The 13051-nt window shown below is 66.2% G+C and carries 13 protein-coding genes; 7 read left to right on the top strand and 6 right to left on the bottom strand.

Annotation, left to right across the window (positions count from 1 at the left end):
- Window positions 1–48 precede the first annotated feature (48 nt).
- The 3 genes from GD628_RS13540 to GD628_RS13550 all read right to left on the bottom strand — a co-directional run bounded on the left by GD628_RS13540 (window position 49) and on the right by GD628_RS13550 (window position 1914).
- Window positions 49–873 carry an IclR family transcriptional regulator gene (locus tag GD628_RS13540; RefSeq protein WP_226802555.1) on the bottom strand — a complete coding sequence of 275 codons (825 nt, stop codon included), beginning with the start codon at window positions 871–873 and terminating at the stop codon, window positions 49–51.
- 65 nt (window positions 874–938) lie between these two features.
- On the bottom strand, window positions 939–1622 hold the full coding sequence (locus GD628_RS13545; protein ID WP_091608392.1) for a LytR C-terminal domain-containing protein: 684 nt from the start codon (window positions 1620–1622) through the stop codon (window positions 939–941).
- The gene (locus tag GD628_RS13550) at window positions 1615–1914 is read right to left on the bottom strand and encodes a type II toxin-antitoxin system VapB family antitoxin (protein ID WP_066299736.1); all 300 of its coding nucleotides are present in this window, start codon (window positions 1912–1914) and stop codon (window positions 1615–1617) included. The genes GD628_RS13545 and GD628_RS13550 overlap by 8 nt, the downstream gene beginning before the upstream one ends.
- Window positions 1915–2030: 116 nt before the next feature.
- Here GD628_RS13550 and GD628_RS13555 point away from each other — a divergent pair, with 116 nt between their 5' ends.
- The 3 genes from GD628_RS13555 to GD628_RS13565 all read left to right on the top strand — a co-directional run bounded on the left by GD628_RS13555 (window position 2031) and on the right by GD628_RS13565 (window position 4536).
- Window positions 2031–2924, top strand: coding sequence for a Cof-type HAD-IIB family hydrolase (locus tag GD628_RS13555; RefSeq protein ID WP_226802556.1), 894 nt, complete (start codon window positions 2031–2033; stop codon window positions 2922–2924).
- Window positions 2925–3064: 140 nt separating this feature from the next.
- Window positions 3065–4099: an isopenicillin N synthase family dioxygenase gene (locus GD628_RS13560; protein WP_152275077.1), complete on the top strand. Its 1035-nt coding sequence runs from the start codon at window positions 3065–3067 to the stop codon at window positions 4097–4099.
- A 149-nt stretch (window positions 4100–4248) separates the two neighbouring features.
- The gene (locus GD628_RS13565; protein WP_091608401.1) at window positions 4249–4536 is read left to right on the top strand and encodes a DUF1905 domain-containing protein; all 288 of its coding nucleotides are present in this window, start codon (window positions 4249–4251) and stop codon (window positions 4534–4536) included.
- 21 nt (window positions 4537–4557) lie between these two features.
- Here GD628_RS13565 and GD628_RS13570 read toward each other — a convergent pair whose 3' ends face one another.
- From GD628_RS13570 to GD628_RS13580, 3 genes are read right to left on the bottom strand one after another with little or no spacing between them, the layout of a single operon-like run.
- Window positions 4558–5778, bottom strand: a complete 1221-nt coding sequence (locus GD628_RS13570) for an N-acetylglucosamine-6-phosphate deacetylase (RefSeq protein ID WP_152275078.1) — start codon at window positions 5776–5778, stop codon at window positions 4558–4560.
- 15 nt (window positions 5779–5793) lie between these two features.
- Window positions 5794–6522, bottom strand: a complete 729-nt coding sequence (locus GD628_RS13575) for a glucosamine-6-phosphate deaminase (RefSeq protein WP_152275079.1) — start codon at window positions 6520–6522, stop codon at window positions 5794–5796.
- An 11-nt stretch (window positions 6523–6533) separates the two neighbouring features.
- A complete protein-coding gene (locus GD628_RS13580; RefSeq protein WP_152275080.1) occupies window positions 6534–7268 on the bottom strand; it encodes a FadR/GntR family transcriptional regulator in 735 nt (244 codons plus the stop codon).
- A gap of 208 nt (window positions 7269–7476) precedes the next feature.
- On the opposite strand from GD628_RS13580, the gene GD628_RS13585 reads away from it, so the two are divergent.
- The 4 genes from GD628_RS13585 (at window position 7477) to GD628_RS13600 (ending at window position 13045) form a co-directional block, all read left to right on the top strand.
- Complete coding sequence (locus GD628_RS13585; protein ID WP_193313281.1) at window positions 7477–9087, top strand: ABC transporter substrate-binding protein; 1611 nt, start codon at window positions 7477–7479, stop codon at window positions 9085–9087.
- Between the two features lie 84 nt (window positions 9088–9171).
- On the top strand, window positions 9172–10125 hold the full coding sequence (locus GD628_RS13590) for an ABC transporter permease (protein ID WP_400504985.1): 954 nt from the start codon (window positions 9172–9174) through the stop codon (window positions 10123–10125).
- 2 nt (window positions 10126–10127) lie between these two features.
- A complete protein-coding gene (locus tag GD628_RS13595) occupies window positions 10128–12239 on the top strand; it encodes a dipeptide/oligopeptide/nickel ABC transporter permease/ATP-binding protein (RefSeq protein WP_152275083.1) in 2112 nt (703 codons plus the stop codon).
- Window positions 12236–13045, top strand: coding sequence for an ATP-binding cassette domain-containing protein (locus GD628_RS13600; RefSeq protein WP_152275084.1), 810 nt, complete (start codon window positions 12236–12238; stop codon window positions 13043–13045). Before GD628_RS13595 ends, GD628_RS13600 begins: the two co-directional genes overlap by 4 nt.
- Window positions 13046–13051 lie beyond the last annotated feature (6 nt).

The raw sequence follows: 13051 nt of genomic DNA on the forward strand, positions 1-13051 counted from the left end.
CCCCTAGTCACTTCCCGCTGAATGAGATCTGCGTCACTATTCGTTCGTTCATGACGAACTGACGGACTGCTGCCAGGACCGGGTGATGCCGAGCGCCGCTGTCTGGACCGCGTGCGCCGCGGACTGCTCATGCAGCCGCCCCAGCGGGGTGTTCACGGAGATGGCGGCCACAACGGTACCGGTCCAGTCACGGATGGGCGCCGCGACTGAGATGGCATCCAGGACGACCTGCCGGTCACTGACCGCAAATCCCTGGGTGCGGATCCCGGCGAGTCTTTTCCTGAGCCTGACCGGGTCCGTCTCAGTCAACGGCGTATACGTCCGCAGCGAGCCGCTGAGGAAACCGTCCTGGACGGCAGCCGGCGCGTTGGCAAGCAGAACAAGCCCAACGGACGTGACGTGGAGCGGGTACCGGCTTCCTACCCGAGGCCGGTCAAACGGAGAATCTGCCGGCGCGAGCCTTTCGATGAATACACTCTCCGACCCTTCCCGGACTGCAAGATGGACGGGGTATTGGGTGATCGTTGACAGGTCACGCATGAAGGGCAGGGCCAAACGCTGCACGCCGACTGACCGCGGCGCGTACGACGCCATTTCCCACAGGACGAGCCCAACGTGGTAGCGCCCCTCCGGGCTCTTTTCCAGCAAACGCTGCTCCACCAGTGCAGAGAGTATTCGATGGCACGTCGACATGGGGAGCCCTGCCAGGCGGCTGATTTCACTCGCACTGAGGGCTTCGTTTCCTTCTCCAAAAGATCGCAGAATCCCCACCACACGGGAAAGGACGCTGCGTCCGTCGTCGCTTCGCAACAGACCTCCCGGGCTCGGCAGGACACTCAACCCCCACTCTAGACGCGGGTCATGCAGAGCCACCGGTTTTTGACACGCAGGCAGTCACATAGATTCGGGCTCAGCCACGAACCGATTACCTCAGCCGGCTAGCTCCCGGCTTCCGCGCCTTCGGACGGCTGGCCGCTCTTCCACGGGCAGCTGATCGGCCCGGGTGCGGCGGCCTCGGCTTTCTCCACCGGAACCAGGTTGTTGTAGCCCGAGCCGATGACAACGTCCACGGACGCATCGTCCCGGTCGTCCTGGATGTACTGGGTATCCGGGATCTGCTGCTGCAGCGTGAATGCACCCGGCTCGCCGTCGGGCCCGGACAGGATGATGGCCGTCATTCCTTCACGGTTCACCGTACTGTTGCCCACCACTCCGATGGAGAATCCGCGGTTCTTGAGGGCCTCCGCCACTTCGCCTGCCAGGCCGGGGGTGGCGGTTGTGTTGTAGACGTTTACCGTCACCGTCTCCGGCGACTGGTACAGGTACGGTCCCGCCGGGCACCCGGTTTCCACTGCCGGACGGGCATCCGACCGGGGAAGGTTGATCCACCCGGCGCTGATGCCCTGGGCAACCACAGCCGCAAGGACCAGCAGCCCAATCAGCGCGCCCAGCACCACGCCATGGAATTTGCGCTTGCGCCTGGCCCGGAGTTCGGCCGCCGGATCGCCGTCTTCATCGAAGACGGCTCCCAGGTCCTGCTCCGTCACAATCCGGTGGCCGTGCCACTCGGTGGGGTCGCTCCCGGCGTCCCTGCGCTGCCCTCGAGGGGGCTCGTTAGTCATCGATGACCAGCACGCGGGCGTGCAGTATGGTCCGCTGGTGCAAAGCTGTCCTGACCGCTCGGTGCAGTCCGTCTTCCAGGTACATGGTGCCCCTCCATTGCACTACGTGCGGGAAAAGGTCTCCAAAGAAGGTCGAGTCCTCGGCCAGCAGAGCGCCGAGGTCCAGGGTGGCCTTTGTGGTCACCAGTTCGTCCAGCCGGACCTGCCGGGGAGGTACCGCTGCCCAGTCCTTGGGTGTTACGTATCCGTGGTCGGGGTAGGGGCGCACATCGCCAACAGCTTTGAAGATCACTCAACCAGACTAGAGAAGTTCCGCATCCAAGGAAACAGGACTCCCCGGCAGCAGCCGCATAGTTACGCCGATCGGGGCCGGATATGGTCTCCGCGCTGGTCCGGGGATACTTAAGCATGACTTCTGCGCGTTTTGGCCTGCTGCTCGACGTCGACGGACCGGTGGCGTCCCCGCTGACCCGGACCGTCTCTCCCGCGGTGATCGGCCACCTGGTTGCCCTTGCCGCGGCGGGCTGGCCGGTGGTGTTCAACACCGGCCGTTCGGACGAATTCATCCGCACCCAGGTCATGGAACCCATGATTGCCGCCGGGCTGCCTGCGGACGTGACCCTGCATGCGGTCTGCGAGAAGGGCGGCGTCTGGTTTTCCTTTTCCGGGTCCGGTGCCGGCGAGGTGAGCGTGGACGGGGAACTGGCCCTGCCGGCGTCGTACGCCTCCGCGATCCGGGACCTGGTGGCGGAGAAGTACACCGGGCACATGTTCTTCGATGAGACCAAGCGCTCCATGGTCTCCGTGGAGCAGAACGTGGACGTGGCCAATGCGGACTACCTGGCCGAGCAGAAGGAGTTCGACGCCGATGCGCTGGAGCTGATGTCCCGGTTCGACATGGGCGTGTGCCGCCTTGACCACCACGCACCCGGCTCCGACGATTCGGTCGACTACCGGATCGACCCCACCATCATCTCCACTGATATCGAAGCCCTCGGCGCCGGCAAGGACCTCGGCGCCCGGCGCGCACTGACACTTCTCCAGGACGCCGGGACTCCCGTCCCGCGGACCTGGCGGACGGTGGGTGATTCCCGGACCGACTACGCGATGGCCGATGAGCTCCATGCCCTGGGCTACGACGTCGCGCATGTGGATGTCCGCCCGGCCGACGGCGTGCCGGCCAAGCCGTATCCGGTGCTCACCGCCGGAGAACTCATCCACGACGACGCCGGAGAGGCGTTCCTGTGCCGGTGGACGCAGATGGCCGCCGGGGAGGCCGTGGACGACTCGGCCGTGGTGTAGGACCCGCAGGCAACGGGAAACCGCGTTTATTACGCTCTGCCCCACCAGCAACACGGCAAAACACCTAGTCAGAGACGAATGACGCTATGTTGCGTAACATTTGGTTCCCGGTTGACAGGCCCCGGTGCTACGTTTCCGGAATGAGCGATAACCCCACATCGATCCCTGTCCTGGACCTCAGCACGGCCCGCAACGCGGACGGCACCTTCAACACCGAATTCATCGACAAACTGCGGAAAGCCACCCACAAGATCGGGTTCTTCCAGCTGGTCGGCTACGGTGCAGGCGAGGAACGCGTCAAGGACCTCTTCGATGTCACCAAGCGCTTCTTCGACCTCCCGCTCGAAGACCGCCTGGAGCTGGACAACCGCAAGTCACCGCACTTCCGCGGCTACACCCGCCTGGGAACCGAGCTGACCCAGGGCCGTCCCGACGCCCGCGAGCAGGTCGACTTCGGCCCCGAGCGTGAACCCGTGACGGATTACCCCGCAGACCAGCCGTACTGGCTGGTGCAGGGACCCAACCTCTTCCCGGACACCGTGCTGCCGGAACTGCGTGAGACGTCCATGGAGTGGGCCGCACTCATGAGCGAGGTAGGCGCCGAACTCCTCGCCGCGATCTCCGTGTCCCTGGAGCTGCCGGAGGACCACTTCGCCGAGCCGTTCGAAGGCACCCCCGCCTGGATGGCCAAGCTCATCCACTACGTGGGCGGCGTCGTGAAGGAAGCCGGCACCCAGGGTGTTGGCTCCCACGCCGACTACGGTTTTGTCACCCTGCTGCTGCAGGACGAGGTGGGCGGCCTGGAGGTCAAGCCGCACGAGTCCGACGAATGGCTCCCGGTTGAGCCGATCCCCGGCGCACTGGTGGTCAACCTGGGCGAGATGCTCGAAGTTGCCACCCAGGGCTACCTCTCCGCAACCATCCACCGGGTGCAGGCTCCGCCGCCCGGCGTGGACCGCTACGCCATCCCGTTCTTCTGGTCCCCGCGCCTGGATTCGGTCATCGATCCGGTGCAGCTTCCTCCGGCCCTGGCCGCTGAGTCCCGCGGCATCTCCGATGATCCGCAGAACCCGATGCTGGCCTCCTACGGCGCCAACGTCCTGAAGGGCTGGCTCCGCGCCCACCCGCAGGTCGCAGCCATCCACCACCCGGAACTGGTTCCGGCGAAGAAGTAGCAAAACGTACGACGGCGGCCCGGCAGGCTGGTGCTTTAGGCACCCCTCCGGGCCGCCGGCGTTAACCCGGCACACCGTTCCTCTCCATCCCCGAAACGGATAGGGTGAACGGACCGGCAGCGACGCCGGCCCTGAACAGGAGATCACGCATGGCGACAGTCCCGGGCCCGCTAGACCACACCTTCACCGCCCCGATTGGGGTGAAGGTCAAAGGTGATGTCTGGTCCTGTGTTGAAATGCCGGGATCCGCGGAGTTCTTCGGGACCGGAAAGACCGTGAAGGTGGCAGCGACCGTGGATGAGGAACCGATCCGCGGCGGGCTGATGCCCACCGGCCAGGGCGGTCACATGCTTTCCATCAGCGCCAAGCTGCGCAAGAAGCTGGGCAAGGACATCGGAGACACGGTCACCGTCCGCCTCACCGAACGGCTGAGCTAGCCGCCCGGGAAGGCACGGCAGCTAAAGCCAGCTGCCCCGGCGCATCACCCGGACAGGCACCAGGGCCTCGTCCAGCACCAGGAGATCAGCGAAGGCTCCGGGAAGCAGTGAGCCCAGCTCCTGCCCGCGGCCCAGCACTCCGGCCGGCACGGCCGATGCGGAGGTCACGGCATCAGCCAGGGAAACCCCGGCCCCCACGGCATTCCGGACAAGGTCCGCCATGGCCGCGGTGCCGCCGGCAATCGATCCGGTGGTCATCAGGCGGGCGATCCCGCCCTGGACGAGGACTTCGGCAGGCCCCAGCCGGTACTGGCCGTCAGCCAGACCCGCCGCAGCCATCGAATCGGTGACTAGGGCAATGTTTCCGGCTCCGAGCAGATCGAACATGGTTGCCACCATGTAGGCGTCCAGGTGCGCGTTATCGGCAATGAGCTCGACGGCGGCATGGCCCGCCTCCGCGGCGCGCAGGCAGGCCGAAGCAGCTCCCGGCGCACGGTGGTGGATCGGATCCATGCCGTTGAACAGATGGGTGACGGTGGGCCGGCCACCGGATGGCCCGGCTGCCGCCATCAGTTGCCTCGCCCTGCCCAAAGATTCGTGCGCCTGTTCCGCTGTGCACGCGGTATGCCCCAGGGAGGGGGTCACCCCGTTCCCGGCCAGCAGCTCCACCAGCGCGGCAGCTCCCGGAAGCTCCGGTGCATAGGTCATGGTGCGCAGCCAGCCGCGTCCGGCGTCGATGAGCTCCTGCGCGAGTTCCAGGTCCGGCGCCAGCAGCCAGCGCGGGTCCTGGGCCCCGCAGCGGACTTCGGAGAGGAACGGACCTTCCAGGTGGATGCCCGCTATGTGGCCGTCCTCGGCCAGCCCGGCCAGCACCGACATCTGCCGCAGCAGGACTTCCGGTTCGTCGGTGACCAGGCTCGCCATGACGGTGGTGCTCCCGGCACGATGCAGTCCGGCTACAGCCTCGCGGATCGAGGAGGCATCAGCACGGGAAAAGTCGACGCCGTAGGCTCCGTGGCAGTGCAGGTCCACCAGTCCCGGAACCATCACCTCTCCGGCGGCGAGGTCAACGACGCCGTCATCAGGTGTGGGTGTCAGGCCGCTGAACGGACCGGCGTATGTGACCACGCCGCCGTCGACCACCACTGCCGCGTCAGGCAGCAGCGTCTCGAGGACGGCGGCACCGCGCAGGACGAGGCGCGGACGTCCGGTGGAGGACGGGGCAGGACTCGTGTCCGTCATGGGGATGGCCTTTTGCTAGAGGAGGGACGCGGCTGCGGGGTCGGCCAGGACAGTGACCCGGCCATGCAGCTGCAGGACGGACGCGGGGCACTCCGGGCTCACGGGTCCCCGCAGTGCTGCGCGCAGGGCCTCGGCCTTGTCTTGGCCCCGGGCGATAAGCAGCAGCTGCCCCGCGTCAAGGATGGTGCCCAGTCCCTGCGTCAGGCAGCGGGTCGGCACGCTGTCCAGGGAGTCGAAGAACCGCTGGTTGGCACGGCGGGTGTCCTCGGTAAGAATCTCGACCCGGGTGCGCGAGTCCAGTGCCCCGCCGGGTTCATTGAACGCGAGGTGTCCGTTGCGGCCAATGCCCAGGATCTGCAGGTCGATTCCCCCGGCTGCCGCAATGCTGCGCTCGTACTCGTCACAGGCCTTCTGGAGGTCCTTCCGGTGCGGATCCGGAAGATGCACGGCCTGCGGGTCCAGCCTGAGCGGTTCGATGATCTCGCGGCGCAGTACCTCGGCATAGCTCTGCGGATGGCCGACGGGCAGGCCCACGTACTCATCCAGGGCAAACCAGGCGGCACGGCTAAAGTCTGCGCCGCTGGCGGACAGCGCGGCGTAGAGCGGAGAGGGCGATGAGCCGGTGGCTACGCCAATGACCGGATCCCGGCGCGCGGCCAGCGCATCCAGCACCAGTCCTGCGGCGGCCGGGCCGATTTCCCCGGGCTGCAGTTCCCGTACCAGCGGAGCGGCGGAACGGTTCATGGTGCCGGCCCTCATGCCTCACGCAGCTTTGCCAGCTGTGCCCGGATGCCGTCAAAGTGCCGGCGGAGACGCTCGGAAGCCAGTTCCTTGTCCCCCGACTTGACCGCTTCCAGGATGCCGCGGTGCACTGCGGCATTCTCCTCCAGGTTGACCAGCGGATCTCCGCCCAGCTCCAGGTGGATCTTGCGGTAGACCTGCCAGAAGACAGACATCAGGTTGGAGAGCAGTTCGTTGCCCAGGGGTTCGAAGAGCTGGTAGTGGAAACGCTCATCCACCTCGGTGAACGTGTTTCCGCCGGCTGCCGCGGTTTCCATTTCCCGGACGGTGGCTTCGATTTCCGCCAGGTGCTCAGGGGTCCAGAGATCCATGGCTTCGCCGATGAGGCCCGCTTCCAGGGCCTGCCGCACGTCCACGAGCTGGAGTGCTTCCTTGCCCTCATGCCGCAGGGACAGCCGCCCCCGGAAGGTCAGGCCGTCCGCCAGTGCGTCAAAGTTGGCCGGTGCAACGAACATTCCAAATCCGTGCCGGATCTCCACAACACCCAGTGCCTGCAGCACCTTGAGTGCTTCGCGGAGGGTGTTGCGTCCGATCCCCAGGGCTGCGGCCAGCTCGGCCTCCGTGGGGAGCGCGTCTCCGGCCTTCAGGTCACGCTCGAGGATGAGCTCCATGATTTCAGCCTGCAGGGCCCGGGATCGGTTCTGGGCACTGAACCGCGCCGGCGGCAGTGAAGCATGGGGCAGGCTCATTAGTCCTCCTCGGACGGCGAATGGACGGGCTATGGGATACAACTTAGCCGATAGCACCACAGGTTATAGGATGTCCTATCTTTAGGACATCCCTTCGGAATGAGTGTCAGGTATTCGCTTGACGTTCCCATGTGAGGAACCTTACAGTTCTCGCAACAAGCATCGGACATCCTACGTCCGATAAGTGACATGGATGGCGAGGCAACAGATGAACAATTCTCTTGAAACCAGCGGCCTGCTGAACGATTCAAGCCGCCGCAATTTCCTCAAGCTGGCTGGCGTCATGGGTGCCGCTGCCGCTTTCGCAGGCTCGATTTCCGCCTGCAGTCCCGGCGGCAGCCCCGCCCCGGCCGGCAGCGCTGCCGCAGCCGAGGGCACAGGCTCCATCGAGGCAGGTATCTCCTACCAGCTCTCCACCGGCTTCGACCCGATGATTTCAACGGGCGCAACGCCGCAGGCGGCAAACCTGCACATCTTCGAGGGCCTGACCGAGCTCCACCCCGCTACCCGCGAACCGTACCTCGCGCTGGCCGCGGCGGAGCCCTCGAAGATCGATGACACCACCTGGGAAGTGAAGCTCCGCGACGGCGCGAAGTTCCACAACGGGAATCCGGTCACGACCGAAGACGTGGTGTTCTCCTTCGAGCGTGTGCTGGATCCGGCGAACAAGTCCCTGTTCGCCGGCTTCATCCCCTTCATCGACTCCGTCACCGCCAAGGACGAGTCAACCGTGGAGTTCAAGCTCAAGTACCCCTTCCCCGGCTTCAGTCCGCGCATCTCCGTCATCAAGATTGTGCCGAAGTCCGTGGTCACGGCAGATCCCGCCGGCTTCGACCTGAAGCCCGTCGGTTCCGGCCCCTACAGCCTGGTCTCTGCCGTGAAGGAAGACCGCATCGTCTTCAAGAAGTTCGATGACTACAACGGCAAGTACCCGGCACGGGTCGCGGACATGACCTGGCTGCTGCTGGCCGACCCGGCCGCCCGCGTTGCCGCGGTTCCGTCCCGCGCCCAGGCCATCGAGGACGTGCCCTACCTGGACGTGGACCAGCTGGCCACCAAGGTTGAGGTTGAATCCGTCCAGTCCTTCGGCCTGCTGTTCCTGATGTTCAACTGCGCCAAGTTCACGGACAAGCGCGTCCGCCAGGCCCTGCACTACGCAATCGACACCGATGCCGTAATCACCAAGGCGCTGCTGGGCAACGCCACCGCGGCCACCTCCTACTTCCAGAAGGGCCACCCGTCCTACAGCGAAGCCGCCGCCGTTTACGGCTACGACGCCGAGAAGGCCAAGTCGCTGCTGAAGGAAGCCGGGATGGCGAACATCACCGTCACCCTCACCTCTACCGACACCGGCTGGGTGACCCGCGTGGTCCCGCTGATCAAGGAGTACTGGGACGCAATCGGCGTCACCACCACGCTGGAGATCCTGCAGTCCGCAGCCGTCTATGCTCCGGAAAAGGTGGGCGGCAAGAACTTCGACGTCCTCTGCGCCCCGGGCGATCCCTCGGTCTTCGGCAATGACGGTGACATCCTGCTCAGCTGGTTCTACCGCGGAGCCACCTGGATGGAAAACCGCGCCGGCTGGAACACCACATCGGAGTACGCAGACGTGCAGGCCAAGCTGGACGAGGCCGTAAAGCTGGACGAGGACAAGGCCAAGGCCATCCACGCCGACGTGGTGGACATCGTCTCCGAAGAAGTCCCGCTCTACCCGCTGTTCCACCGCAAGCTGCCCACCGCATGGGATGCCAATACACTGGACGGCTTCGCGCCGCTGCCCACCACCGGCGTCTCCTTCGTCGGCGTCGGCCGCAAGTAACTGCTGGAAACAGCTCGCACTCGGCGGGGCGCTCCCGGGCGCCCCGCCTGCTTTATTCCCCCGCATTGGAGTACTTGAGTGACAATGTTTATCCGCCTGCTAGGGCGCCGGCTTGCTGTCCTGCCGATCATGCTCCTGGGCGTCACCGTCATGGTCTTCCTGGTGCTGTCCGTGATTCCCGCAGACCGCGCCACCGCCGTCCTGGGCGAGAACGCCAGCGAAGATGCCAAGGAGGCCTGGCGTGAGGAACGCGGCCTGAATGACTCCCTGCTGGTCCAGTTCTTCCGCTATCTCAGCGGTGTTCTCCGGCTGGACTTCGGCGTGACCAACCCGCCTGAGGAATCCGTGGCCACCAAGATTGCCACCGCGTTCCCGGTCACCCTGCAGCTGACCTTCCTGGGCATCCTGCTCGCCGTGGTGCTGGCCCTGACGCTCGGCATCACCGCGGCCCTGTACCGCGACCGCTGGCCGGACCAGGTTATCCGCATCTTCTCCATCGCCGCGATCGCCACCCCCTCCTTCTGGCTGGCCATCCTGCTGATCCAGTGGTTTGCCCTTCCCGAAGGCTCGATCTTCCCCACCGGCGGCCTCGCCTGGGCAGACCAGTACGGCTTCGTCGGCTGGCTCTATTCAATGGCCCTGCCGGCCCTGGCCCTGGGCATCCCGGTCTCCGCGTCCCTGATCCGCGTGGTGCGCACCTCCATGGTGGAGGAACTGGACCGTGACTACGTCCGTACCGCCATCGGCAACGGCGTCCCCTACCGCACCGTGGTAGCCCGAAACGTGCTGCGCAACGCGCTCGTCACCCCCGTCACCGTGCTGGGGCTCCGCGTGGGCTACCTGCTCGGCGGCGCCGTCGTCATCGAAAAAATCTTCAGCCTCAACGGCATGGGAGACCTCATTGTGGTGGGCCTGACGACGTCGGACACCAACCTCGTGCAGGGCGCGGTGCTCACCATCGCCGTCGCCTTTGTCCTCGTCAACATCGTTGTTGACCTGCTCTACCTGGCCATCAACCCCCGAATCCGGACGGTGTAACCATGCGCAACTCCCTGGCCGAACGGCTCAGCAATACCGGAGCCCGCTTCACTGCGCTGAACCTCAGCTCCAAACTCGCGCTGGGCTTCCTGGCGTTCATTGTCCTGGTGGCCGTTTTCGGCCCCTTCTTCGCCCCGTTCGGAGAGAACGAATCCAGCGCCCCGGTGCTCCCGCCCGGCGGCGAACACCTCTTCGGCACGGACGGGTCCAGCTATGACGTGTTCTCCCGCATGCTTTACGGCGCCCGCGTCTCCATCTCGATCGGCCTCGGCGCCGTCGCCCTGGCCCTGATCCTCGGTTCCATCCTGGGCGCCATCGCCGCCACCTCCCGCAAGGCCGTCAGTGAGACGGTCATGCGCATCCTGGACATCCTGATGGCCTTCCCGGGCATCGCCCTGGCCGCTGCGCTGCTGTTCGCGCTGCGGGACCACTCGCTGAACCTGTTCGGTTCCACCGTCCCGGTGCTCATCCTCGCGATCGCCATTGTCTACACCCCGCAGCTGGCCCGCGTGGTCCGCGCGAACGTGCTGGCCCAGTACGGCGAAGACTACGTCCGCGCCGAACGTGTGATCGGCGCCGGCCGCACCTACATCCTGCTCAAGCACATTGCCCGGAACTGCGCCGCCCCGGTGCTGGTCTTCGCTACCGTCATGGTTGCCGACGCGATCATCCTTGAGGCATCGCTCTCCTTCCTGGGAGCCGGCGTGCAGCAGCCCGCGGCCTCCTGGGGCAACGTCATGGCGGACGGGCGCAACGTGGTCTTCAGCGGCGCCTGGTGGCCCACCACGTTCGGCGGCATCACCATCCTGCTGACCGTGCTGGCCCTGAACATCCTGGCCGAAGGGCTCACGGATGCCATGGTCAACCCGCGCAGCCGCAAGCCGCGCCGGCAGGCCCCCGCCGCCGTCGGTGCCGTGGCCACCGCCGCGCAGCCGTCCGCCCTGGACGCTGCAGGCACGTCTCTGACCGAGCACGACGGCGGTGCACCGGAGACCGCCGAGGCCCCCTCCGTGGGCGCGAACGTCCACAAACCCGGCTCGCTCGAGGCCCTGGCAATGGAGCTGGACCGGCTTGCCGCCGTCGAGGCTACCCGCACCGACCGCCTGCCGGCCGTCGCTGCCGATGCCCCGGTGATCCTGGAAGTGAAGGATCTGTCCATCCGCTTCCCGGAACGCTACGGGGACACGGCCATCGTGGACCGGGTGAGCTTCACCGTCCGTGAGGGCGAAACCATGGGCCTGGTCGGTGAATCCGGCTGCGGCAAATCCATCACCTCCCTGGCCATCATGGGACTGCTCCCGCGTACCGCGCAGCTGACCGGGTCCATCCGGTTCAACGGCAAGGAACTGCTCACCAATGATCCGAAGGAACGCGACCGGCTCTACAAGGGGCTGCGCGGCGAGCAGATCGCCATGGTCTACCAGGACGCGCTCAGCTCGCTGAACCCGTCCATGCTGATCAAGGACCAGATGGCCCAGCTGACCCGGCGCGGCGGCCGCAAGAGCCCGCGCGAGTTGCTGGAACTGGTGAAGCTGGATCCGGACCGCACGCTCAAGAGCTACCCCCACGAGCTCTCCGGCGGCCAGCGCCAGCGGGTGCTGATCGCCATGGCGCTCTCCCGCTCACCGAAGATCGTGGTGGCGGACGAACCGACGACGGCGCTGGACGTGACCGTGCAGAAACAGGTGGTGGACCTGCTGAACGAGCTGCGCGAACAGCTCGGCTTCGCCATGGTGTTCGTCAGCCACGACCTGGCCCTGGTGGCGTCGCTGGCGCACCGCGTCACGGTGATGTACGCCGGGCAGGTGGTTGAATCCGGCGACGTTCCGGACCTGCTGCAGGATCCCCGGCACGAATACACCCGCGGCCTCCTCGGCGCGGTGCTCTCCATCGAGGCCGGCGCGGACCGCCTGCACCAGATCCAGGGCACCGTCCCCTCTCCCCGGGACTTCGCGCCCGGAGACCGGTTCGCCGAGCGGTCCCTGCGGCCCGACGCCGATCCCAACCAGGTCCTCAAGTTCGTCCAGGTTGGGGACAGCACGCACTACTGGGCCAGCCACGAGACGGGCGCAGACCTCGTTGAAACCGGCGCAAGCACAAGGCAGGAAGCATGAGCACGGAAACCAGCACCACCCCCGTCCTGGAACTGAGGGGCATCAAGGTCCACCACCGGGCCCGCACCGGCTCCCTGTTCCGGCCCAATATCGTCAAGGCCGTGGACGGCGTGGACTTCACCGTCCGCCGCGGCGAAACCGTGGGAATCGTCGGCGAATCCGGCTGCGGCAAGTCCACGCTGGCCTCCGTGCTGGTGGGACTGCAGGAACCCACCGCCGGTGAGGTGCTCTTCCACGGGAAGAAGGTCAGCACACGGGCCTCCTCCTCGAAGAAAACCTTCGGCCGCGCCGTCGGCGTCGTCTTCCAGGACCCGGCCACCGCACTGAACCCGCGCATGACCATCCAGGACATCCTCACCGATCCGCTGCAGGTCCACGGCATCGGCACCCAGGCCTCCCGCGCGGCCCGGGTAAAGGAGCTGCTCAGCCTGGTCGGGCTGCCGCAGTCCGCCGCGGAGGTTACCCCGCACCAGGTGTCCGGCGGGCAGCGGCAGCGCGTCGCGATCGCCCGGGCCCTGGCCCTGGATCCGTCCGTGATCGTGGCCGATGAACCGACGTCGGCGCTGGACGTTTCAGTCCGCGCGCAGGTCCTGAACCTGCTCTCGGACCTCAAGCGGGAACTGAACCTGGGCATGGTTTTCATCTCCCATGACATCCAGACCGTCCGCTACGTCTCCGACCGCATCTGCGTCATGTACTACGGACGGATCGTCGAAGAGGGCCCGGCCGCCGAGGTCTTCGACCGGCCCACCAATGACTACACCAAGAGCCTGCTCGGCGCGGCTCCCAGCCTATTGCACGTCTAGAACCAA

It is taken from the genome of Arthrobacter koreensis (assembly GCF_009193255.1).
GTDB classification, from domain to species: domain Bacteria; phylum Actinomycetota; class Actinomycetes; order Actinomycetales; family Micrococcaceae; genus Arthrobacter_B; species Arthrobacter_B koreensis.

Coding starts and splice junctions, on each gene's coding strand:
- GD628_RS13545 (WP_091608392.1), bottom strand. CDS start 1,622: ATGACTAACGAGCCCCCTCGAGGGCAGCGCAGGGACGCCGGGAGCGAC.
- GD628_RS13555 (WP_226802556.1), top strand. CDS start 2,031: ATGACTTCTGCGCGTTTTGGCCTGCTGCTCGACGTCGACGGACCGGTG.
- GD628_RS13560 (WP_152275077.1), top strand. CDS start 3,065: ATGAGCGATAACCCCACATCGATCCCTGTCCTGGACCTCAGCACGGCC.
- GD628_RS13565 (WP_091608401.1), top strand. CDS start 4,249: ATGGCGACAGTCCCGGGCCCGCTAGACCACACCTTCACCGCCCCGATT.
- GD628_RS13570 (WP_152275078.1), bottom strand. CDS start 5,778: ATGACGGACACGAGTCCTGCCCCGTCCTCCACCGGACGTCCGCGCCTC.
- GD628_RS13575 (WP_152275079.1), bottom strand. CDS start 6,522: ATGAACCGTTCCGCCGCTCCGCTGGTACGGGAACTGCAGCCCGGGGAA.
- GD628_RS13580 (WP_152275080.1), bottom strand. CDS start 7,268: ATGAGCCTGCCCCATGCTTCACTGCCGCCGGCGCGGTTCAGTGCCCAG.
- GD628_RS13585 (WP_193313281.1), top strand. CDS start 7,477: ATGAACAATTCTCTTGAAACCAGCGGCCTGCTGAACGATTCAAGCCGC.
- GD628_RS13590 (WP_400504985.1), top strand. CDS start 9,172: ATGTTTATCCGCCTGCTAGGGCGCCGGCTTGCTGTCCTGCCGATCATG.
- GD628_RS13595 (WP_152275083.1), top strand. CDS start 10,128: ATGCGCAACTCCCTGGCCGAACGGCTCAGCAATACCGGAGCCCGCTTC.
- GD628_RS13600 (WP_152275084.1), top strand. CDS start 12,236: ATGAGCACGGAAACCAGCACCACCCCCGTCCTGGAACTGAGGGGCATC.